The 22,011-nt window shown below is 70.2% G+C and carries 13 protein-coding genes; 5 read left to right on the top strand and 8 right to left on the bottom strand.

What is annotated here, in order from left to right; all coding sequences use genetic code 11:
• Positions 1–42 precede the first annotated feature (42 nt).
• From OG622_RS15020 to OG622_RS15030, 3 genes are all read left to right on the top strand, one after another.
• Complete coding sequence (locus tag OG622_RS15020; RefSeq protein WP_371576571.1) at positions 43–2,094, top strand: TIM-barrel domain-containing protein; 2,052 nt, start codon at positions 43–45, stop codon at positions 2,092–2,094.
• A gap of 362 nt (positions 2,095–2,456) precedes the next feature.
• Complete coding sequence (locus tag OG622_RS15025) at positions 2,457–3,503, top strand: AI-2E family transporter (protein WP_371584099.1); 1,047 nt, start codon at positions 2,457–2,459, stop codon at positions 3,501–3,503.
• A gap of 170 nt (positions 3,504–3,673) precedes the next feature.
• Positions 3,674–4,861: a sulfotransferase gene (locus tag OG622_RS15030; protein ID WP_371576573.1), complete on the top strand. Its 1,188-nt coding sequence runs from the start codon at positions 3,674–3,676 to the stop codon at positions 4,859–4,861.
• Between the two features lie 76 nt (positions 4,862–4,937).
• On the opposite strand, the gene OG622_RS15035 is transcribed toward OG622_RS15030, so the two are convergent.
• On the bottom strand, positions 4,938–7,409 hold the full coding sequence (locus tag OG622_RS15035) for a CBM35 domain-containing protein (RefSeq protein WP_371576575.1): 2,472 nt from the start codon (positions 7,407–7,409) through the stop codon (positions 4,938–4,940).
• Between the two features lie 271 nt (positions 7,410–7,680).
• Here OG622_RS15035 and OG622_RS15040 point away from each other — a divergent pair, with 271 nt between their 5' ends.
• A complete protein-coding gene (locus OG622_RS15040) occupies positions 7,681–8,889 on the top strand; it encodes an RNA-guided endonuclease InsQ/TnpB family protein (protein WP_371576577.1) in 1,209 nt (402 codons plus the stop codon).
• A 244-nt stretch (positions 8,890–9,133) separates the two neighbouring features.
• Here the strand turns inward: OG622_RS15040 and OG622_RS15045 are convergent, their stop codons facing one another.
• On the bottom strand, positions 9,134–10,204 hold the full coding sequence (locus OG622_RS15045) for a LacI family DNA-binding transcriptional regulator (protein ID WP_371576578.1): 1,071 nt from the start codon (positions 10,202–10,204) through the stop codon (positions 9,134–9,136).
• A 150-nt stretch (positions 10,205–10,354) separates the two neighbouring features.
• On the opposite strand from OG622_RS15045, the gene OG622_RS15050 reads away from it, so the two are divergent.
• The gene (locus tag OG622_RS15050) at positions 10,355–12,610 is read left to right on the top strand and encodes an alpha-galactosidase (protein ID WP_371584100.1); all 2,256 of its coding nucleotides are present in this window, start codon (positions 10,355–10,357) and stop codon (positions 12,608–12,610) included.
• Between the two features lie 74 nt (positions 12,611–12,684).
• Here OG622_RS15050 and OG622_RS15055 read toward each other — a convergent pair whose 3' ends face one another.
• The 6 genes from OG622_RS15055 to OG622_RS15080 all read right to left on the bottom strand — a co-directional run bounded on the left by OG622_RS15055 (position 12,685) and on the right by OG622_RS15080 (position 21,812).
• Positions 12,685–13,440 carry a hypothetical protein gene (locus tag OG622_RS15055; protein WP_371576579.1) on the bottom strand — a complete coding sequence of 252 codons (756 nt, stop codon included), beginning with the start codon at positions 13,438–13,440 and terminating at the stop codon, positions 12,685–12,687.
• A 195-nt stretch (positions 13,441–13,635) separates the two neighbouring features.
• Complete coding sequence (locus OG622_RS15060; protein ID WP_371576580.1) at positions 13,636–15,615, bottom strand: beta-galactosidase; 1,980 nt, start codon at positions 15,613–15,615, stop codon at positions 13,636–13,638.
• Entirely contained in the window at positions 15,615–17,852 is a 2,238-nt protein-coding gene (locus OG622_RS15065) for a 1,4-beta-glucanase (protein WP_371576581.1), read from the bottom strand. The genes OG622_RS15060 and OG622_RS15065 overlap by 1 nt, the downstream gene beginning before the upstream one ends.
• A 230-nt stretch (positions 17,853–18,082) precedes the next feature.
• Entirely contained in the window at positions 18,083–19,063 is a 981-nt protein-coding gene (locus tag OG622_RS15070) for a carbohydrate ABC transporter permease (RefSeq protein ID WP_371576583.1), read from the bottom strand.
• Positions 19,060–20,100 carry an ABC transporter permease gene (locus tag OG622_RS15075; protein WP_371576585.1) on the bottom strand — a complete coding sequence of 347 codons (1,041 nt, stop codon included), beginning with the start codon at positions 20,098–20,100 and terminating at the stop codon, positions 19,060–19,062. The genes OG622_RS15070 and OG622_RS15075 overlap by 4 nt, the downstream gene beginning before the upstream one ends.
• 26 nt (positions 20,101–20,126) lie before the next feature.
• Positions 20,127–21,812, bottom strand: a complete 1,686-nt coding sequence (locus tag OG622_RS15080) for an extracellular solute-binding protein (protein ID WP_371576587.1) — start codon at positions 21,810–21,812, stop codon at positions 20,127–20,129.
• Positions 21,813–22,011 lie beyond the last annotated feature (199 nt).

Consider the following 22,011-nt stretch of genomic DNA (forward strand, 5'->3'; position numbering starts at 1 on the left):
GAGCCGGGTGTGCCGCCCTTCCTCCCTTCCAGGAGACCTCCCGTGAATCAGCCTGCCGAGAACCCGACCCCGACGGGCGCGGTCAGCCTCGCCCAGTCATCCCCCACCGTCGGCACGTTCCGTGAACGGGACGGCGCCCTGGAGTGGAGCGGACGCCAGGAGACCCTGCGGATCGAGCCCTGGGGGCCGGACGCGGTCCGGGTCCGCGCCCGCCTGGGCGGCCCGATCCTCGACGGGCTGCCGGGCGCCCTGCTCGACGAGGCGGAGAGCACCGAGAGCAGCGTCAAGATCGAGGACGGGCTGGGCCGGCTGACCGTCGGCGCGCTCACCGTCGAGGTGAACGCCGAGGGCCTGATCCGCTACAGCCGCACGGACGACGGCGGCGAGCTGCTGTCGGAGGCACGCGCCCACTTCTGGTGGCCCGGCTCGCGTCTCTACACCGCCGTCGGCAACGGCTACCACCGCCTGGAGCAGCGCTTCGCCGCGTACGACGACGAGAAACTGTACGGCCTCGGGCAGCACCAGCACGGGCGGCTCGACCAGAAGGGCCTGGTGCTCGACCTGGTCCAGCGCAACGCCGAGGTCGGCATCCCGGTGCTCACCTCCAGCCGCGGCTACACCCTGCTGTGGAACAACCCGGCGATCGGCCGCGTCGAGCTGGCCGGGAACGGCACCCGGTGGGTCGCCGACTCGGCCCGGCAGATCGACTACTGGATCACCGCGGGCGATCCGGCCGACGCGCAGCGCCGCTACAGCGCGGCGACGGGCCGCTCGCCGATGCTGCCCGAGTGGGCGGCCGGCTTCTGGCAGTGCAAGCTGCGCTACCGGACGCAGGACGAACTCCTCGCCGTGGCACGGGAGTACAAGCGGCGGGGCCTGCCCATAGACGTCATCGTCTGCGACTTCTTCCACTGGACGCACCTCGGGGAGTGGAAGTTCGACCTGAGCGAGTGGCCCGACCCGGGGGCCATGGTCCGGGAGCTGGACGAGCTGGGCATCAAGCTGGTGGTGTCCGTGTGGCCGTCGGTGTCGCCGCTCAGCGAGAACCACCACCTCATGGAGCAGCGCGGCTACTTCATCGGCACCCAGTACGGTCCGATGGCGCACGCCGACTGGCCGGACAAGGAGGTCGCGTCGACGGTCCAGGTGGCGTTCTACGACGCGACGAACCCGGAGGCGCGGGAGTTCGTGTGGTCGCGGGTGAAGGAGAACTACCTGGAGCCGTACGGCATCAAGGCGTTCTGGCTGGACGCCTGCGAGCCGGAGATCAAGCCGGGCTTCCAGGAGAACCTGCGCTACTGGGCGGGGCCCGGCCTGGAGGTCGGCAACATCTATCCGGCCGAGATCGCCCGCACCTTCTACGAGGGGCTGAGGGCGACCGGTGAGGAGGAGATCGTCTCCCTCAACCGTTCGGCGTGGGCGGGCAGTCAGCGGTGGGGCGCCGCACTGTGGTCAGGTGACATCGGCACCGACTTCACCACCCTGCGCCAGCAGATCGCGGCAGGCCTGAACACCGCGCTGTCCGGCATCCCCTGGTGGAACACCGACATCGGCGGCTTCCACGGGGGCGACCCCGACGATCCGGAGTACCGCGAGGTGATGGTGCGCTGGTTCCAGTTCGGCGCGTTCTCGCCGCTGATGCGGCTGCACGGCTTCCGTGAGCCCGGTATGCCGCTGGGGCCGGCCATGACCGGGGGGCCCAACGAGGTCTGGTCGTACGGGGAGCAGGCCGGGGCGATCCTGGAGGCGTACCTGCGGCTGCGGGAGCGGTTGAAGCCGTATGTGCTGCGGGTGATGCGGGAGGCCCACGAGGAAGGGCTGCCGGTGATGCGGCCGCTGTTCCTGGAGTTCCCCGAGGATGAGCGGGCCTGGTCGGTCGACGACGCGTACCTGTTCGGGCGGGATCTGCTGGTCGCGCCGGTGCTGGAGGCGGGGGCGACGAGTTGGACGACGTATCTGCCGGTGGGGGCCCGCTGGACCGACGCGTGGACCGGGGAGACATATGAGGGGGGCCGGTCGGTGACCGTCGCTGCGCCGCTGGAGCGGATTCCGGTGTTTCTGCGGGACGGGGTGTCGTTGCCGATCGCCGAGTAGGGACGCGGCGCGGGGGTGGGGCGGGTGGGGGCGGCGACCTCGCAGAGGTGGCGGACCGGCCCGATCCCCGTTCGCCGGCCGGGTCTACGCTATGGCGCCACGGCCATCCCATGATCCGCAGGGGGTGTGCGCGACCTCTGAGCAAGTGGAGATGACCGAGGATGAACAGCCGTACGGGAGACTCTCGCGGAGTACGCGGGGGACGGCCGGGCCGTAGGGGCGGGGCCGCGCGCAGACCGGTTCACCGGACGCGTACGACGATACGCACCACCGGCGGGTACGTGGAGCCGCCGAGAGCGGTCGTGGCGTCGGACGGGAGTGTCCCCCGTGGTTTCCTGCCGGGGCCCGCGCGGCACATCGCCGTGTGGAGCGCGCTCACCCTGCTGGTGACGGGGGTCGTCTCTGTGGGCGTGTGGATCTGCGTGACGTTCCAGACGGCGGTCACGCCGGTGCTGATCGCCCTGCTCGGTACGGCGCTGCTCGGCCCGCTCTACCGGCGGCTGGTGGCGATGAAGTTCAACAAGTCCCTTGCCGCCGGGCTGACCTGCGCGGCTGTGATCGTGGTGATGGGCGGGGCCGCGTACATCGTGGTGGCCGCACTGATCGACACCGGGGACCAGATCATCACCTCGCTCAGGGACGCGGCGAAGGTCCTCAGTGAGGAGTTCGGGCTCGCGGGGACCTCGCTGGACGACCTCGCGAAGAACGCCAAGGAGCTGCTGTCGAAGTTCGGCGGCACCGCTGCCTCCGGGGTACTCACCGGGGTCAGCGCGGTCAGCGAGTTCGTCGCGATGGCCATCCTGGCGATGCTGCTGATGTTCTTCTTCCTGCGCGACTCCGACAAGGCGGTCGCCTCCCTGCACTCGCTCGCGCCGCGCGGCTCCGGTGACACTCTGGAGGTGATGGCCCGGCGCGCGTTCCGGGCCATCGAGGGCTATATGCGGGGAACGACGCTCATCGCCTTCATCGACGGCGCCTGTATCGCCATCGGTCTGCTGATACTCCAGGTGCCGGGCGCGATCGGCCTCGGCGCGCTGGTGTTCGTCGGCGCGTACATCCCGTATCTGGGCTCGTTCCTGTCGGGCGCGGTGGCGATCCTCGTCGCGTTCGCGGACCGCGGTCTGGTGACGGCGCTGTGGGCGGTGGGGGTCGTCTTCGCGGTGCAGATCCTGGAGGGGAACGTGCTCCAGCCGATGATCCACAGCCGGACCGTGCAGATGCACCCGGCGGCCATTCTGCTGGCCCTCACGGCCGGGGCCTCCATCGCCGGCATCCTCGGCATGCTCCTCGCGGTGCCGCTCACGGCGGCGGTGTCCGGTGTGCTGTCGGAGCTGCGGGCGCGGTACGGGGACGGGGCAGGCGAGACGGCATCCCCGGGCACGCGGGAAGTCGCCCGCGCGGCAGGATGATCACGGGTCCGGGCGCGTCACCCGGGCGACCGCCGTCGGCGACGCGCCCGGACCCGGATCACGCCCGGACCCGGATCACGCCCGGACCCGGATCACGCCCGGACCCGGATCACGCCCGGACCCGGATCGCACCCGACCCGCACCCGACCCGCACCGAAGGGAAGTCCTCGATGACCTCCGCTCCCCTGTCCCTCTCCCTGGCCAACCTGTTACTCCGGCCGACTCTCGGCTCACGTCGCGACCCGGACCGGGTCTTCGACCGGATCGTCGCCAAGGCCGGGCAGTCGGACGGGGACGAGGAGTTCACCGACGGTTTCCGGTTCCTGCTGCGCCACTGGGCGGGCGACGCCGACCTCACCGCCGTCGGCTGGCAGTCCGCCCAGGCCCATCTGCGCAGGCATCTCACCAACCGGGCCCGCGTCCGGCGGCTGATCGCCGAGCACCCGGAGATCGAGCGGGAGACCATCGAGCGGCCGGTGTTCGTGGTCGGTCTGCCGCGCACCGCCACCACACTCACCCACGGGGTGCTGTCGATCTCGGACGAGCACCGCTGTCCGCTGCTGTGGGAGCTGCTCGCGCCCGGCCTCCACCCCTCGGCCGAGTCCCGGCGGAAGGCGATCACGTCCACGCGCCGGTGGGTCGGCGGCATCAACCTGTTCGCCCCGCGCTTCCAGGACATCCACCCCATGGCCGCCGAGGGCCCCGAGGAGTGCACCTTCGTCCTGCCGCACGCCATGGTGCCCCTGTCCCAGGCCCGCATACCCGAGTACCAGGCCTGGCACTTCGAGCGTGACTTCGTCCCGGACTACGGCTACCTCAAGCAGGTCTACCAGGTGCTCCAGTACGGCCGCCCGCGCCGCCGCTGGATGCTCAAGTCCCCCATGCACCTCGGCAACCTCGACGCCCTGCGCGCCGTCTTCCCCGACGCCACGATCGTGTGGACCCACCGCGACCCGGCGACCGTCGTCGGGTCGTTCTGCAGCCTGGTCGAGCAGGGCATGGTCGGCACCCTCCGCCCCCTCGACCTGCACGTCCTCGGCGCCCAGTGGCTCGAACTGCTGAGCCGCTCCATGGAGCGCGCGCTCGCGGCCCGGGCCGCCATCCCCCGCGAGGCCCTGGTGGACGTCCCGTACTCCTGGCTCGGTACGGACCCGGCCACGGGCGCCCCCAAGCTCTACGAGGCCGTCGGCGCCCGGTGGACCGACGCCGACGCCGCCCGGCTCCCCCGGATCGTCGCCCGCCCCAAGGGCACGCGACCCCACCGCTACGACCTGGCCCGCTACGGCCTCACCCGGGCCGACGTCGAGTCCGCCTTCGGCGACTACAACGCGCTGCGGGCCGAGGTCGACCGGGCCTGACCGGGCCTGACCGGGCCTGAAACGACACGGGTCCCGGCCACCGGAGCGTCCGCCGGTGGCCGGGAGCCGGTACGTCCTAGCCGACGACCCGGCCCACCTCGATCCGGTCGATGTTCGGCGCCCACGCGCCCGCGTTGCCGAAGGTCACCTTGTTGGCGCCCTTCCTCAGGTCGACGGGGACGCCCACCGTCCAGTAGTCGTCCCAGCCCCAGGTGTTCTTGAAGGTGACCTTGCGCGGAGCAGCGGCCCCGACCGTGATGTCCGCCGTACGGGACATGATGTCGGTGTTGTACGAGTGGCCGTTGTCGCGGCGCTCGTTGTGCGCGTAGTGGACGACCAGGACGTAGCGGCCGGAGGTGGGGGCGTTCACCGTGAACTCGGCGGTGCTGTCCGCGCTGTTGCCGAGCCAGCCGATGTACGACCCGGCCGAGGCGTACGCGGAGTCGACGAGCTTGGCTCCGCCGGCGAGCGTGGCCGCGGCGCCCTCGTACGCGAGCGTGCCGGTGGTCGAACCGGCGCCGGTGACGTCGAGGGAGCGGACGGCGGTGTGCTTGGCGGTCGCGGTGACGCGGTTGTTGCCCGCCACGAGGTAGAGCCGCAGCGGCCGGTCGGGCACCGCGGCCACCGACTGCCCGTGCAGGGCGAGCCTCACCGGCGCCGACGCCCGGGGCACCACCCGGTAGTAGCCGTCGCGCGGGGCGTACACGTCGAAGATCGCCTTGTCGCCGGAGCGCAGCACCAGCGCGCCCGTGCCGACACCCGCCGACGAGGAGTAGTCGTACGACGGCCTTCCCCCGATGTCGGCGAGCGTGGCCTCGTAGGAGGCGGCGGGCTCGGCGGTGCGGGCGGTGAGGTCGATCCGGTCGAGGGTGACCTCGGTGTTGCCCTTGGCCAGAGCCAACTGGTGTGTGCCCGCCGGGAGTTGGACCGTGAGGTCCTTCTTGGCGCGGTAGGTCCAGTTCTCGGTGGAGGGATAGGTGACGGTGACCGGGTCGCCGCCGTCGACCGTCAGCTTCTGGGTGGCCGGGACCCCGGACTGGTTGCCGTAGAGGATGGCCAGGTCGTACGTGCCGTCCTTGGGCACCGACACCGTGAAGTCGACCCTGCTGCCGGCCTGGTTGAGCGAGCCGACGTCCTTGGTGCCGGAGGCCGCGTAGCCGTTGGCGTTGCTCACGGTGCCCTGGGTGTAGACCTTGCCGTCGGTGATGGCGGCGTCCTCGGCCTCGTAGGAGGCGGTCCAGGGGACGGACGGGGTGGTGGGGGTGCCGGAGCCGCCCGGGGTGAGGACGACGCGGTAGGCGGACATCTTGTGCTGCCCGCGCAGCGGGACGGTCACCGTGCCGTCGTCCGCGATCCTCACCTTCGTACGGGAGAGGACGCGCGGGGTCGCGTGCTGGCCCTCGTAGCCGGACCAGGCGGCCTCGGCGACGGTCGCGGTGACCGTACGGCCGAAGAGGGACCGGGGGACCTTGCGGACCACGACGTCCGTGTCACCGGCGGAGCCGCCGAGCAGGACCTGCGCCTGGCGGCGGGAGGTGTCGAGGGAGGCGAGTCCCTGGAGGGTGTCGATGGTGTTCGCCTGCGGCGGGGTGACCTTGACGGTGTCCCCGGTCAGGCCCGCGTACCAGCGGAAGAACCACCAGCCGCCGTTGGGGATGTTGGAGCGGACGACGTTGCCGTCCATGTTGCCCGCCGCGTCCCAGTAGGCCTGGTTGGCGTACACCTTGTTCCGCTCGAACATCGAGACCCACTGGACGAGTTGGCCGGGGACCGAGAGGTCGCGGCGGTTGGCGTACTCGTCGATGTTGACGGGGAGGGGCTTGATGTCCAACTGCCGCTCGATGGAACGGTAGTTGTCGTAGTGGCCCTGGAAGTCGCGCAGCGAGCCGGAGTCCAGTTCGTGCCAGGTCATGATCTGGGGCAGGACCTTCTCACGCTTGGCGAAGGTGAGGAAGTCCGTGATCAGGCGGGTGTGGTAGCCCGACTCGTTCGGGCCGGCGATGCGCGCGTCGGGGTCGATGGCGCGGATGCGCTCGTAGACCGTCTTCCAGTCCTTGAGGAACCGGTCGCGGTTGGCCTCGTACTTCGCCGGGTCGGAGGCGTTGAGGCCGTACCAGATCAGGTCCGGTTCGTTGAAGGGGATGTAGACGAAGCGGTCGCTGTTCGGGTCGGCCGAGACCTCCTTGACGATCTTGTCGACCTTGGGGAGGTAGTCGTCGATGCCGAGGTCCTCGTAGGGCCACTTGGCGTAGATGTCCTGCATCATCACCAGGACCTCGCCGCCGCCGTTGCGGAAGAAGGACTTGGAGACGGTGAGCGCGTCGCCGTTGGGGTGCTGGGCGCCGCCCTCCGGCTTCTGCGAGATGCTGGTGATCTTCAGGGGGGCCAGGGCCGCGTCGCTGGGCACCCCGTCGTCGCTGAGCCCGTACAGCGCGCCGTTGGCGCCGCGCATCACCGGGCCCTCGGAGGCGGAGAGGTCGACGGTGAGGCGCTGCGGATCGGCGGCGGCCGCCGCCGACGCTCCCGTGGCGGGGAGGGTGCCTGCCATGAAGGTGACTCCAAGTAGTGCTGTGACCAGGGCGGTCCTGGTTCGAGACCTGGTTCGGGTCCGTGTGCGGGTTCTCGTGCGGGTGGGGGTGATCACGCTGCTGGACCTCCGGTCATCGGGATCCCTCCGTGGATACTCCGCCCTTCAGGGCGGAGAGGAAACAGACTCCTGCGGAGCAGGGCAGGGAAAGGCGATTCGCCGTCAGGGCGGATCGCCGTCCGCCACCCGATGCCCGCAGAAACTCACGAACTGATGTGATAGTTTGTGAGTTATGACCACTCACGTGAAGCGGGCGTTCAAGTACCGCTTCTATCCCGACGATGCGCAGGCGGCGGAGCTGTCGCGGACGTTCGGGTGCGTGCGCAAGGTCTACAACCTGGCCCTGGAAGCCCGGACCATCGCGTGGTACCAGCGCCGGGAGCGGGTCAACTACAACGCGACCTCGGCGATGCTCACCGCGTGGAAGAAGACCGAGGAACTCGCCTACCTCACCGAAGTGTCCTCGGTGCCGTTGCAGCAGTGCCTGCGGCATCTGCAGGGCGCGTTCACCCACTTCTTCGAGGGCCGGGCGAAGTACCCGCGGTTCAAGTCGCGCAAGAAGTCCCGCCGTTCGGCGGAGTACACCAGCTCCGCGTTCCGTTACCGCGACGGCGCCCTGACACTCGCCAAGATGCGCGAGCCGCTCGCCATCGTGTGGTCGCGTCCGCTGCCCGAGGGCGCGCAGCCGTCCACGGTGACCGTGTCCCAGGACGCGGCCGGGCGCTGGTTCGTGTCGATGCTGTGCGATGACACGGTCCCCCCAGCACCGGCCACCACGGCCGCGGTCGGCATCGACGCGGGCATCACCTCCCTGGTGACCCTGTCCACCGGGGAGAAGATCACCAACCCCCGTCACGAGCGCCGTGACCGGGCCCGGCTGGCGAAGGCGCAGCGGGAGCTGTCCCGCAAGACCAAGGGCTCCGCGAACCGGGACAAGGCCCGGGTGAAAGTCGCCAAGGTCCATGCCCGGATCACCGACCGGCGCCGGGACCATCTGCACAAGCTGACCACTCGTCTCGTCCGTGAGAACCAAACGGTCGTGATCGAGGACCTCACCGTCCGCAACATGGTCAGGAACCACAAGCTGGCGCGTGCGATCTCGGACGCGGCCTGGCGCGAGCTGCGCTCCATGCTGGAGTACAAGTGCGCCTGGTACGGGCGCGAACTCGTTGTGATCGACCGCTGGTTCCCCAGCTCCAAGCTGTGCGGGTCCTGTGGCACGGTCCGGGCGAAACTGGCGCTGAACGTCCGCGAGTGGACGTGCGGCTGCGGCACGGTGCATGACCGCGACGTGAACGCGGCGAAGAACATTCTCGCGGCCGGGCTGGCCGTGTCTGCCTGTGGAGACGGTGTAAGACCTCAACGGGAGTCCTCCCGGACGGGGCGGTCGTCGATGAAGCAGGAACCCCAGCGGGCGACCGCTGGAATCCCCCGCCTTTAGGCGGGGGAGGAAGTCAATTGACGGCTCCACTGGTGATTTTTTGATTTTTGATTTTGTGGAGCTGGTGTAAGACCTCAACGGAGAACTCCGGGCGGGCAGTCGGCGACGAAGCAGGAAACCCCACGGCGCGAGCCGTGGGAATCCCCCTCGTTTACGAGGGAGAGGAAGCCAACGCGTGCCTTTCGAGAACGGGACGGGTGCTGGGCAGGGCAAAATGCGGAACAGCTGTGCTCGTAGCGAGAGTTCAGGCATGTGTGCCGGTCGCGGGTTGGCCGGTCGGCGGCGCGGGCGGTGGGCCCACGCTCTCCCTCACCACCAGTTCCGGTACGGAGACGGGGTGCGGGGCGATCTGCGCGGACTTCTCCACCACCCCGTGCAGCAGGGCGAACGCGGCCCGCCCGAGGCCGGTGAAGTCCAGGCGTACGGTCGTCAGGGACGGGGTCAGATAGGCGGAGTGCGGGGCGTCGTCGAACCCGGCGACGCTCACCTCGCCGGGCACGGACCGGCCGGCCTCGTGCAGCGCCCGCAGCACACCGAGCGCGAGGTCGTCGTTGCCGCAGAGGACCGCGGTGACCGCCGGGTCCCTCGCCAGCCTGAGCCCGGCCGCGTGGCCGCCCGCCGGACCCCAACTCCCCTGCAGCGGACGGGGTTCCGGGGCCCCGGCCTCCTTGAGCGCCTGCCGCCAGCCGGTGGTACGGGCGGCGCTGGTCCGCCGCGTGCTGGACGGGATCGCGACGTAGTGCACGGTCTCGTGGCCGAGGGAGAGCAGGTGACGGGTCGCCGCGTAGGCGGCCTCGCGGTCATCGGTCCACACCCAGGGGCGGTCGCCGCCGGGCGGGCTCGCGGGGGTCTCGACGACGCCGACGACCGGCAGTTCGGCGGGAACCGCTCCGAGGGCCGCCACACCGGCCGGATCGTAGGCGATCACGATGAGGCCGCCGCCCGCGTCCGCCGCCCGCCGCACCTCGGCGGCGACCGCGACCTCCTCCGCCGATTCGAGGACACCGATCCCGACCGCGTACGACGCAGCCCGCGCCGCCTCCTCGATGCCCTGGAGGATCGAGGCATAGCCGTAGTGGGTGGTGTTGGCGGTCAGCACGGTCACCGCGCGGCTGCGCCCGCTGGCCAGCGCCAGCGCGGTGGCGTTCCGCCGGAACCCCAGCTCGTCGATGGCCGCCCGCACCCGCTCCCGCGTCGTGTGCTTGACGCTGGGGTGGTTGTTGATCACCCGGGAAACGGTCTGGTACGAGACTCCGGCGGCGGTCGCGACGTCCCGGATGCTCGCCGGGCGCCTTGTGTGACCGGTCACATTCATGCCAGGATTGTGACCGGTCACACGAGAGTCGTCAAGAGAATGTAACAAGGGATTCACGCGGGTGCCTCCGGCGGCGGAAGGCGCGCGACGGGACGGCTTGGGAGGGAAAGCGACTTGAACGCGGGTGCGAGCGACTTCGGCGGAAGCGACGTGAGGGACGGCACGACAGGCCCCAACCATGTGGAGGCGGGCTTTACTTGGGGACACCCGGCGATCGAGACGGAGTTCGCGACAGCCGCCGACGGAACGCTGCGGCTGATCCGGCTCGGCCCCCGCGGTGACTCCACCGATCCCGATGTCGCTCTTCCCCTGGTCGAGTTGACCGCGTTCGGGCACGGCAGCGGGTGGTCCGGGCCGCGCTTCACCGGTACGGCGTTCGGTGCCAGGCTCGCGTACCGGGGGCATCGCAGTGACAGTGATGACGACGGTGGTGGCGGTAGTGGTGGCGGTGGCTGGCAGCGGCTGACGATCGAACTCCACGATCCCGTCGGCGGGTTGACCGCGTTCGTCGAGCTGTCCTCCCCCACCGGCGTCGCCGTCCTCCGCTCCCGGGTGCGGCTGCGCAACGACGGCACCGAACCCCTCGTCGTCCAGTCCGTCAGCAGCCTTCTCCTCGGTGGGCTGCCCTCTCCCGACCGTCTCGACGTGCACCGGGCCCGCAACGACTGGCTCGCGGAGTGCCGTTGGTACGCCGAGCCGCTGCGGGCGACGGTCGCCGACATCAGCGTCGACGTCCATCAGCACGACAGCCGGGCGGCGCTCACCCTCACCGGGCGAGGCAGTTGGCCCAGTGACGGGCATCTGCCGATGGGGGCGCTCACGGAGCGGACCGGGGACGGGGACGAAGGCCGGGGCGGGGGCCGGGCCTGGGTCTGGCAGGTGGAGTCGCCGGCCGGGTGGCGCTGGGACCTGGGGGAACGGGCGCACGGCAGCTACCTCGCCGTGAACGGCCCGACCGACGCCGAGCACCAGTGGCGGGTGCGGCTGGCCCCGGGCGAGGAGTTCACGACGGTGCCGGCGGCGCTGGCCATCGGGTCGGCCGGCGGGCAGAGCTGTGGGGCGGCCGTAGAGGCCGCCGGGCGCGGCTCGGGGCTGGACGCGGCGCTGGCCGCCCTGACCGCGTACCGCCGGGCCGTCCGCCGCCCGCATCCGGACCACGAGGCGCTGCCGGTCGTCTTCAACGACTACATGAACACCCTGATGGGCGATCCGACCACCGAGAAGCTGCTGCCGTTGATCGACGCGGCGGCGGACGCGGGCGCGGAGTACTTCTGCGTCGACTCCGGCTGGTACGACGACTCGGTGGACGGCGGCTGGTGGGACGGCGTCGGCGAATGGCTGCCGTCACCGCGCCGCTTCCCCGGCGGCGGCATCCGGGCCGTCCTGGACCGGATCCGGGAGCGCGGCATGGTCCCCGGGCTGTGGCTGGAGCCGGAGGTCGTGGGCGTGCGCAGTCCGGTGGCGGCGGAGCTGCCGCCGGAGGCGTTCTTCCAGCGGGACGGCGTACGGCTGACCGAGCAGGGCCGTCACCAGCTGGACCTGCGCCATCCGGCCGCCCGCGCGCACCTCGACAAGACGGTGGACCGCCTCGTCGGCGACTGGGGCGTGGGCTACCTCAAGCTCGACTACAACATCGTGATCGACCCCGGCACCACCGCCCCCGGCGACCTCTCCCCCGGCGCCGGCCTCCTGGGCCACGCCCACGCCTACCTGGGCTGGCTCTCCGACGTCCTGGACCGCTACCCGCACCTGGTCGTCGAGAACTGCGCCTCCGGCGGTATGCGCATGGACGGCGCCACCCTGGCCGTCTCCCAGCTCCAGTCCACCAGCGACCAGCAGGACCCCCTCCGCTACCCCCCGATCGCCGCCGCCGCGCCCACGGCCGTACCGCCGGAACAGGGCGCCGTATGGGCCTACCCGCAGCCCGGCCACGACGACGACCTGATCACCTTCACCCTCGGCGGTGCCCTCCTCGGCCGCATCCATCTGTCGGGCCACCTCGACCGGATGACGGAACGTCAACTCGGTCTCGTACGCGACGCCGTGGACGCGTACAAGTCGATCCGCGGTGACCTGGCGCAGGCCGTGCCCTTCTGGCCGCTCGGTCTGCCGGGCTGGACGGACGAGTGGCTGGCGCTGGGGCTGCGGGTGCCGGACGGAGACGGACTCGGACCGTCGTACGTGTCGGTGTGGCGCAGGGGCGGGGATGCCGAAGTGCGGCTCCCCGTCCGGCACTTGGCGGGGAGGGGAGCCACCGTACGCACGGAGATCCTGCATCCTTCCGCCGCGCGGGCGGACTCGACGGCGGTCTGGGACCCGGCCGCGGGTGAACTGCGGGTGTCGGTGCCACGCACGCCCCGCGTGCTGTTGATCCGTCTGACGCCGGAGGGCCGGACAGAGGCATAGGACGACCCGAGCCGGCGCCGCGTGGGGGTACGGCACCGGCTCGGACTCACCTACGGCTCAGCTGCCGTGGATCGTCAACTGCTGCTGACGGTCAGGTTGTTGGTGACGAAGTCCAGACCGCCGGACGACGAGGTGATCTCGAAGCCGAACTGCACGTCGCCGATGGTTTCGTTGCCCATCCAGCCCTTGGTGTCCTTGATCCACTTGAGGATGGGGAGGATCTGGACGGTGCCGGAGTTGGAGTCGGAGGTCCGCAGGAACGAGAAGACCTCGTTCGCGCCGTTGTTGCCCTTGTAGACGGTCCAGGTGTGGCCGCCGAGCGTCACGTTGCCCTGCGAGGTGCCGAGGGCGCCGACGGCCCCGTTGTAGTTCACCCAGAGCATGATCTCGTAGTCGTAGTCCGTGTCCCAGATGTCGTACGAGGTGTTGTACGCGCCGGACGACGGGACCGTGACGTTGTAGCTGCTGTTGAGCGAACCGAGCGAGGTGATCGTCTTGTTGATCACCTTCTTGGAGTCGGGGTACGACTTGATGCCGCCGGTGTTGGGGTGGTTGGCCCAGACCCCCCAGTTGGTGCCGGAGTTGGCCCAGACGCACTGGCTGCCGGCGCCGGAGCCCCAGATGTTGTTGTAGAGCGTGTAGCCGTTCAGGCTCGTGTTGCCCCACTGGTCGCAGGAGCTCCAGACTGCGGCCGACGCGGGGGCGGAGGCGAGGCCGATGGTGGCGCCGAGCGCGAGTGCGGGGGCGAGCAGGGCCTTGCCGATCCGGCCCAGAGTGCGAGTGCGGGAGCGGGGACGACTGGTGGTCCCGGTGCGGGTGCGTGTTGCCATGGGGTGTCGGTTCCTTCCATGGGTGGGGGGAAATGCGGGGGTGGGGAGCTACCGCGGCCCCTGGGTGAGGACGCGGTCTTCGCCGGCGACGAGGTCGAGCGCTGCGAGCGTTCCGGCGCCGGTGGAAGTCCTAGTGGTCATGACCGCGGCGTGGAAGTCCGAGTGGTCATGGCCGCGGCGTGGATGTCCGAGTGGTCATGGCCGCAGCACCGCCACGCCGTACCGGCCGAGCGACAGCTTTCCGGTGACGGTCGCCCCCGTGAGCAGGTCGCGATGGGTGCCCGGCACGTCGACGGTGACCGCGTCGCGGCCGTGGTTGAGCACGAAGAGCACGTCGCCGCGGCGCACCGCCTCGACCCCGTCGGGCAGTCCGTCCAGCACGGGCCGCACCCCGGCGTCGGCCGCGATCCGAGCCAACAGGGCGCGCAGTTCGGCGGGTTCGGGCAGGGTGGAGACGTACCAGGCGCGGCCCTTCCGCAACGCGGCCGGGAGTCCGTCGAGATCGCCGCCCTTGTAGGGGACGACCTCGTCCGCGTCCGCCGCCTCGATCTCCTCGGACCACAGCGACCCCTGGAAGGCCCCCCGGAGGCCCTCGCACTCGACCTCCTCCCCCGCGTCCAGCGGCCACCACTCGTGCAGGGTGCGGATGCCGAAGAGGTCCCGGAGCCGCGGGTCCATGCCGCCGGGGCGTACCCGGTCGTCCTCGTCGGCGATGCCGGTCAGGAAACCGCTGACAAGGGTGCCGCCGCCCCGTACGTACGCGAGGAGGTTCTCGATGGCGGTGTCCGTGAGCAGGTAGAGCTGCGGTACGACCACGAGTCTGTGGGCGGAGAGGTCGTGCTCGGGGTGGGCGAAGGCGGTGGTGAGGTTCGACTCCCAGAGGGCGCGATGCCAGGACCGTACGACCTGGGCCAGGTCCACCTCCGACGACAGCCTGCCGTCGTGGGCGCCCGCCCACCAGGAGTTCCAGTCGAACAGCACCGCGACCTCGGCGTCGATGTGATGCCCGGCCACCTCACGCCCGATGACCGCCAGCTCGGATCCGAGCTGCTTGACCTCCTGGTACGTGCGCCCCTGCTCACCCGCGTGGCTGACCATTCCGGAGTGGAACTTCTCCGCGCCCTGGCGGGACTGCCGCCACTGGAAGTAGCAGACGGCGTCCGCGCCCCGGGCGACGGCCTGGAGGGACCACAGACGATTGAGGCCGCGCGGCTTGGGGTGGTTGACTCCGCGCCAGTTGACCGGACCGGCGGCCTGCTCCATGAGCATCCAGGGGCCGCCGCCCGCCTGCGAGCGCGTCATGTCCTGGACCAGGGCCCCGTTCTGCGCACCCAGCGGGTCACGCGGGTCCGGGTAGAGGTCGACCGAGACGACATCCTCCTCCTCGGCCCACCGCCACGCGTCCTGGCCCACCCACATCGGCATGAAGTTGGTGGTGACCGGGAGGTGCGGGGTGTGCCGGCGGACGATGTCGCGCTCGATGACGTAGCACTCCAGGAGCATGTCGCTGGTGAAGCGCTTGAAGTCGAGCACGTGCGTGGGGTTCTTCATGTAGTGGGCGCGGCGCGGCGGGAGGATCTCGTGCCAGCCGTCGTAGCCCTGGCTCCAGAAGGCCGTGCCCCAGGCCTCGTTGAGCGCGTCGAGGGTGCCGTACCGGCGCTTGAGCCAGTCGCGGAAGGTGACCGCCGCCTCGTCGCCCCAGTCGTAGGTGCAGTACTCGTTGTTGATGTGCCACATGGTGAGGGCCGGGTGGCCGCCGTAGCGGGCGGCGAGGTCCTCGGTGATGGCGGCGGCGTAGCGGCGGTAGGTGTCGCTGGAGTGGGAGAAGTGCTGGCGGGAGCCCCACCACTCGACCTGCCCGTTCTCGTCGCGCGGAAGGGTCTCGGGGTGGAGGCGGCCCATCCACGGCGGCGGGGAGGAGGTGGGGGTGGCGAGGACGACACCGATGCCGTTGTCCCGCATCAGGTCCATCAGCGTGTCCAGCCAGCCGAACTCTCTTACTCCGGGGCGGGGTTCGAGTTTCGCCCAGGAGAAGACGCCGAGGGTGACGGTGTTGACGCCGGCCTCCTTCATGAGGCGTACGTCCTCGTGCCACACCTCCTCGGGCCACTGCTCGGGGTTGTAGTCGCCGCCGAAGAGGACGCGACCACGCGTGGCGTGACTCAGGTCCGGCATCAGACCGGCTCCCCGTACTGGATGCCCCGTCCGTTCGTCGCCAGGTACACGCGGCCGTACACGCGCGGGTCACCGGTGATGGCCTCGCCGGTCCAGCCCCACTGGTGGGCGTCGTCGTTGATGCGGGTCCAGGTCTTCGCGCCGTCGTCGGAGCGGTAGACGGCGGTGCTGGTCTCCGTCGAGCCGACCTGGTAGATCGCCGGGTAGCCGGCGCCTTCGGCGGCCTTGCCGAAGCCGAGGACGTACGAGGCCCAGCAGCTGTCGATCTTCGAGAAGGTCACCCCGCCGTCGGTGGATCGGTACAGGCCGTTCCACTTCCCGCTCAGCCACAGGTCACCGCCGCGTCCGGGGGCCGCGACCAGCTTGAACTGGCTGTCCCCCGCGGGCAGTCCGGTCGCGCGTGCCGTGAACGAACGGCCACCGTCGGTGCTGGCGTGCAGCGTCCCCGTGTCGGTGTCGTAGGCGTAGAAGAGGGTCGGGTCGGCCGGGTCGGCGACCGGCGTGGCGCCCTTCGGGAAGGAGGAGACCTCGGTCCAGGTCGCGCCGTTGTCGCCGGATCGGTGGGCCGCGTACTTCGTGCCGTCCCAGTGCACGAAGGACCACAGCAGCGCGCTGCCGTCGGCGTTGGTGGCGATCGGCCCCGGTGCGTTCTTGGCGACGTCGGGCTGGGCCCCGAAAGGCGCCCAGGTCCGCCCGCCGTCGTCGGAGTGCGCGCCGTTGCCGTGGTCGCCCCAGCCGGTGCGGACCACGTACGACGGCTTCGCCGCGGCCTGCGCGAGTCCCGTCGCCGAACCGAACACGGGGTTCGACGCCATGCCGCGTGAGGGGGACGCCGTGAGCCGCTCGTGGTACATCGTGCCGATGTCCCCGAGACCGCTGATCAGGTGCGCCTCTCCGGCCGGGGGCGAGATCAGCTGGCGCACGGACGTCTCCTCGAGACCCCGGATCTGCGGCGCCCAGCGCTTCAGGTCCCGGGTGCCGTAGAGGGTCGCGCCGGTGCCGTACACGACGTGCTTCGAGTCGTACGGGTCGAGGGCGAGCGCCTGGATCCACCAGCCGAACTTCGGCTTGTCCGCACCCCACTTGAGATAGGGAGTCTCGGACACGTCGAAGACGGCGGAGTCCTTGAGGGAGGTCCAGGTACGGCCGCCGTCGGTGGACCGGTACACGGTGTCGATGGCGGCCCAGCGGTTGTTGGTGGACACGACCACCGTGCCGGGGCGGCGGGCGTCGACGGCGACGCCGCCGTAGGCGAAGGTGTCGGCGCCGCCGTCGCCCGTGGTGCCGCCCGGCTTCACCGGGGTCACCTCGGTCCACTTGCCGGAGGTGGTGCGGAGCTTGTGCACACTGCCGTCGGACTGGCCGTTGGGGCCGGGGGCGTTGGCGTACGTCACGTACAGCTCACGGGTGTGCCTGTCGTACGCGGCACGGATCGGGACCCTGGCGACGGTGCCGGTGGGCCGGCCGGGGACGGGCTCCCAGGTGGTGCCGTCGCTGGTCCTGTAGAGGTTGGCGGAGGTGCCGTCGCCGTCGCCCCAGCCGGCGAGGACGGTGCGTCCGGCGGCGACGAGCAGGGTGACGCCCTGGCCCGAGCCGCTGGGGGTCGCCGGGAAGCCGGTCGCCTTCGCCCAGGTGGCGCCCCGGTCGGTCGACTTGAGCAGGCCGTCGTGTCTGGTGCCCAGCCACAGGGTGTCACTGTCGCGCGGGTCGACGAGGAGGCGCTCGCCCGCGCCCCGGCCGTCCTCGTTGGCGCCGAGTTTGACGGTGAGGTCGGTACGGGCCCAGGTGGCGCCGCGGTCGTCGGAGCGGAGGATCGCGCCGTTGCCGGCCCAGGACTGGGCGTAGGTGCCGAGGGCGAGGTAGAGGCGGTTCGGGTGGGCGGGGTCGACGGCGATGGCCTCCACGCCGAGGAGGTTCCAGTCGTCCCAGCCGAGGTGGTCGGTCAGCGGGGTCCAGCGGGCCTTGTGGTCGTCCCAGCGGTAGGCGCCGCCGATGTCGGTGCGGGCGTAGGCGAGGCCGCGTACGGAGGGGTGGAAGAGGACGCCGGTGACGAAGCCGGTGCCGCCGATCACCGCGGTGCGCCAACGGTACGTGTTGTCACCGGTGGCTGCCGAGCCGGCGTCGGCTGCCGATGCCTCGGCTGCGTGGGCCGGCATTCCCAGCGCGGGGAGGCCGGCGAATGCGGTGGCTGCTGTCCCGGCGAGTACGGTGCGGCGGCTCGGCTGTGGGGTGCGCATGACATACCTCGTTTTGCGGGGAAGGGGTACGGGGTGGGCGCCTTGTAGCTCGGGGGGTTCGGTGCGTAGGGCTGCGGGTGATTCGTGGCTGGTCGCGCAGTTCCCCGCGCCCCTGCTTCTCGGCCCGGAAGGGCCGTAGGCCCTTAGGGGGCGCGGGGAACTGCGCGAGCGACCACAAACCACCCGCAGCCGCCGACGAACCCGCACCCCCGAGCTGTGAGGCGCCCCGGTCAGCCCTTGACCGCGCCGGTGAGCATGCCCTTCTTGAAGTGCTTCTGGACGAAGGGCGAGAGGAAGGCGACGGGGAGCAGGGCCATGACCATGACCGCCATCTGGATGGCGAGGGGGGAGAGCTGACCGGTGTTGATCTGGGCGGAGAGGCCGACCGGGCGTTCCTGTTTCTGGACGAGCTGGATCATGACGTTCTGCAGCGGCATCATGTCCTGGTCGGTGAGGTAGATGGAGGCGTTGAACCAGGCGCTCCAGTAGCCGACCGCGTAGAAGAGGGCGATGACCGCGAGGACGGCCCTCGACAGCGGCATCACGATCTTCCACAGGATGCGCCAGTCGCCGGCGCCGTCGATGCGGGCGCTGTCGATGAGTTCCGGCGAGATGCCCATGAAGAACGAGCGCAGGACCAGGATGTTGAAGACGCTCACGGCGCTGGGCAGGATCAGCGCGAGGTAGGTGTCGGTGAGACCGAGGCCCTGGACCAGCAGATAGGTCGGGATGAGGCCCGCGCCGAAGAACATCGTGGCGAGCAGGGTCATCAGGATCCAGCGGTGGCCGAGTGAGCCGACGCGGGAGAGGCCGTAGGCGCACAGCACCGAGACGGTCATGCTGAACAGGGTGCCGACGAGCGTGACGCCCACACTGACCAGGGCGGCCGTCTGGACCTGGCCACCGCCGAGGAGTTCGCGGTAGGCGATGAAGGTGATGCTCTTGGGGATGACGACCAGGCCGCCCGCCTCGTCGATGGTCTTCTTCGTCTGGAGGCTGGTGACGATGACGACCCACAGGGGGAAGAGGATCGCGAGGCAGGCGAAGCCAAGGACGAGGCCCTTCCCCGCGAGTCCCGCCTTCGCGGGTTCCTCCTCCCAGGACGGGCGGGGCGGCGCGGCCCAGCGGCTCGGCTCGCGTACCGTCGGCCGCTCGTCGGTGGGCTTGGTCGTCTCGGCCGCCTTGGCCGCCTTGTCGACGAGCGCGCTCATTTCTTGTACACCCCCTGCTCGCCCATGAGGTGGGCGACCTTGTTGGCGGTCAGGACCAGTGCGAGGCCGACGACGCCCTTGATGAGTCCCGCGGCGGCGGCGTAGCTGAAGTCCTGGTTGCGGATGCCGTTCCACCACACATAGGTGTCGAGGACGTCGGAGGCGTCGACGCCCACCGCGGAGCGCTGGAGCAGCAGTTGCTCGAACCCGACGGTGAGGGCGTCACCGACGCGCAGCACCAGGAGCAGGGCGATCACCGGGCGCAGCGCGGGGAGGGTGACGTGCCACATGCGCCGCCAGCGGCCGGCGCCGTCCATGGCGGCGGCCTCGTAGAGGTCGGTGGAGACGGAGGAGAGCGCGGCGAGGAAGACGATGATGCCCCAGCCGGCGTCCTTCCAGATCATCTCGACCGTGACCAGGTACTTGAAGGTCTCCGGGTTGGTCATCAGGTCGAAGCCCTCGACGCCGTGCTGGCGGAGGGTCTGCGCGATGATGCCGGCGCCGCCGAAGATCTGCATGAACACGGTGACTACGAGGACCCAGGAGAAGAAGTGCGGGAGGTACATCACCGCCTGGGCGACCGCCCGGATCCGGGGCCTGACCACGCTGTTGATGAGCAGCGCGAGCACGATCGGGACCGGGAAGAACAGCAGGAGCTGGAGGAAGAACAGCACGAAGGTGTTCTGCACCGCGTGCCAGAAGGCCGAGTCCGCGAAGATCCGCTCGAACTGTTCGAGGCCGACCCAGGGGCTCTCCAGCATGGCGACGAAGCCGTTTTCGCTGAGATAGGGGTCGTAGTCCTGGAAGGCGACCACATTGCCGAGGATCGGTATGTAGTTGAAGACCAGGACCAGCAGGATCGCCGGCAGCGTCATCAGGATCAGTGTGCGGTCACGCCGGAATCTGAGCCGGAGGCTCAGTCTGCCGGTGCGCCGGTCTCCCCGGGGGCGGGACCCGGTGGTGCCGCCGGAGGCCACCGGGGCCTCCTCGGGAGTCTTCGCCTCGGCCCTGGGCCGGGGCACCGTGCTGTGGGACACGGCCTTCTCCTTGCCTCAGCCCCGGGTCAGCTCGCCGAACCGGACTCGTCGAGCAGCTTCTTGTACCAGTCGCGCAGGCCGTCGCCGCCCTTGCTCTTCCAGTCGGACACCGCCTGCTGGACGTCGCTGATCTTCTTGCGGCCGCGCACGACGTCGTCCTCCAACTGCTCGAAGTTGTCGGCGAGGTTGGCCCAGCGGTTGGGTTCGGTGACGGTCAGCCCGAAGAAGGAGGTCTTCTTGGTGAAGGCCCCCATGCGCTGCTGCCATTCGACGATGCCCTTGGTGACCTCGGGCAGATCGACGTAGGCGACGTACGGGGCGGGGTTGCCGGTGTAGTCGTAGGCGCCGTTGACCTCGTTGATGCCCTGGGTGGTCTTGACCGGCAGGCCCTTCTTGGTCTCGTAGTCCGTGCCCTCCACGCCGTAGGCGGTGAGCATGAACTCCTTGGTCCCGTAGGGCGCGGCGCAGTAGTTGCAGAGGGCGAGGAAGTCCTTGATCTGCTGCTTGCTCGCCTTCTTGCTGATGAAGGTGAAGATGCCGGCAGGCTGGTCCGCCCAGAGCGTGGGGTCGCCGCCGTCGGCGCCGAAGTAGTCGAACGCGGCCATCTCGAAGTCGTTCTTCTGGGTGCCCTGTTCGGCCGTCTTGCCCCACCAGTCGGAGATGTTCTGGCTGTAGACCAGCACCTCCCCGGCGGTGAAGCGGTTGCCCGCGTTGCCTCCGGCCTTGACGTTGAGGGCGTCCGGGTGGACCACACCGGCCGCGTAGAGCTTGCGCGTCCACTCCAGAGCTTCCAGGAACTCGTCGGTCTCGATGCGGTTGACGAGTTTGCCGTCGACCATGTTCCACCAGAGCGCCTTGTCACCGCCGGGGAAGACGCCGTAGATGTGCAGCGCCGCCCACTTCATGTCGTCGCAGGCCCAGAGCTTGGACTTGGCGTCGGTGGCCTCCTTCGCCCAGGACAGGAAGTCGTCCGGGCTCGTCGGGACGCTGTAGCCCTTCTTCTCGAAGAGGTCCTTGCGGTACATGGGCGCGATGCCGGTGACGTACGGGGAGGGCATGGGAACCGCGCGCAGCTGCCCGCCGAAGATGCCGCGCTGCCAGGCCTCGGTGGGAACGGCCGCGAGGTTCGGGTACTCCTTGACCTTGTCGCCGGAGAGGTACGGGCCGAGGTCGGCGAACTTGGCGTTGATGGCGCTGGGTATCCGGCCCATCAGGTTCCAGGCGGGGACGACCACGACGTCGGGGATGTCGCTGGAGGCGAGGACCGCGCCGAGCTTCTGGTCGTAGGTGGTGCCGTCCTGGTTCTGCCAGGTCACCTCGACGCCCGCGGCCTCGTTCATCGCCGTGTAGTACGGGTTGTCGCCCTTCGGCGGCGTCCCCCAGAACGGGGACATGACCTTCAGCTTGCCGCCGCTGCCCAGCTTCTTCGGGACCGAGGTCTTCAGGTCGGCCGTGGCGATCGCCTTGGTGAAGCCTGCGGGCGCGCCGTTCTTCGCCGGGATGTCCGGCGCCACGACGTTCGACGCGACGAACGCCGGAAGGATCTTCTGCGCGTCCTTGCCCGACGTGGCGCCCTCCTTGCGGCCTTCCTGCGAGCCGCCGCAGGCGGACAGCAGCGGCACACCCCCCGCCACTACGGCGGCGGCGACCGCCGTGGAGGCGAGGAAGCTTCTCCGGCTGGGCGCGGCGGAGGTGGCGGAGTTCGGCGTCATTGCGTCAACCCTTCATGGCGCACACCAGGACACCCGGCGGTGGCCGTCGGCTGCGGTGTCTTGAGTAGAACTGGCTGTGCTGAAGCGATGATCATCGGAGGGAGGTGAGCACGCGAAGCGTTTCCCTCCGCAGTCGAAGCGCTTCGATGTTGCTGCGAGGTTAAGTGAACGACCGGGGGTGCACAAGGGTCGATTCCCA

The sequence above is a fragment of the Streptomyces sp. NBC_01314 genome, assembly GCF_041435215.1.
In the GTDB taxonomy this organism is placed as follows: domain Bacteria; phylum Actinomycetota; class Actinomycetes; order Streptomycetales; family Streptomycetaceae; genus Streptomyces.

Coding starts and splice junctions, on each gene's coding strand:
- OG622_RS15065 (WP_371576581.1), bottom strand. CDS start 17,852: ATGCGCACCCCACAGCCGAGCCGCCGCACCGTACTCGCCGGGACAGCA.
- OG622_RS15070 (WP_371576583.1), bottom strand. CDS start 19,063: ATGAGCGCGCTCGTCGACAAGGCGGCCAAGGCGGCCGAGACGACCAAG.
- OG622_RS15055 (WP_371576579.1), bottom strand. CDS start 13,440: ATGGCAACACGCACCCGCACCGGGACCACCAGTCGTCCCCGCTCCCGC.
- OG622_RS15040 (WP_371576577.1), top strand. CDS start 7,681: ATGACCACTCACGTGAAGCGGGCGTTCAAGTACCGCTTCTATCCCGAC.
- OG622_RS15030 (WP_371576573.1), top strand. CDS start 3,674: ATGACCTCCGCTCCCCTGTCCCTCTCCCTGGCCAACCTGTTACTCCGG.
- OG622_RS15035 (WP_371576575.1), bottom strand. CDS start 7,409: ATGGCAGGCACCCTCCCCGCCACGGGAGCGTCGGCGGCGGCCGCCGCC.
- OG622_RS15045 (WP_371576578.1), bottom strand. CDS start 10,204: ATGAATGTGACCGGTCACACAAGGCGCCCGGCGAGCATCCGGGACGTC.
- OG622_RS15060 (WP_371576580.1), bottom strand. CDS start 15,615: ATGCCGGACCTGAGTCACGCCACGCGTGGTCGCGTCCTCTTCGGCGGC.
- OG622_RS15080 (WP_371576587.1), bottom strand. CDS start 21,812: ATGACGCCGAACTCCGCCACCTCCGCCGCGCCCAGCCGGAGAAGCTTC.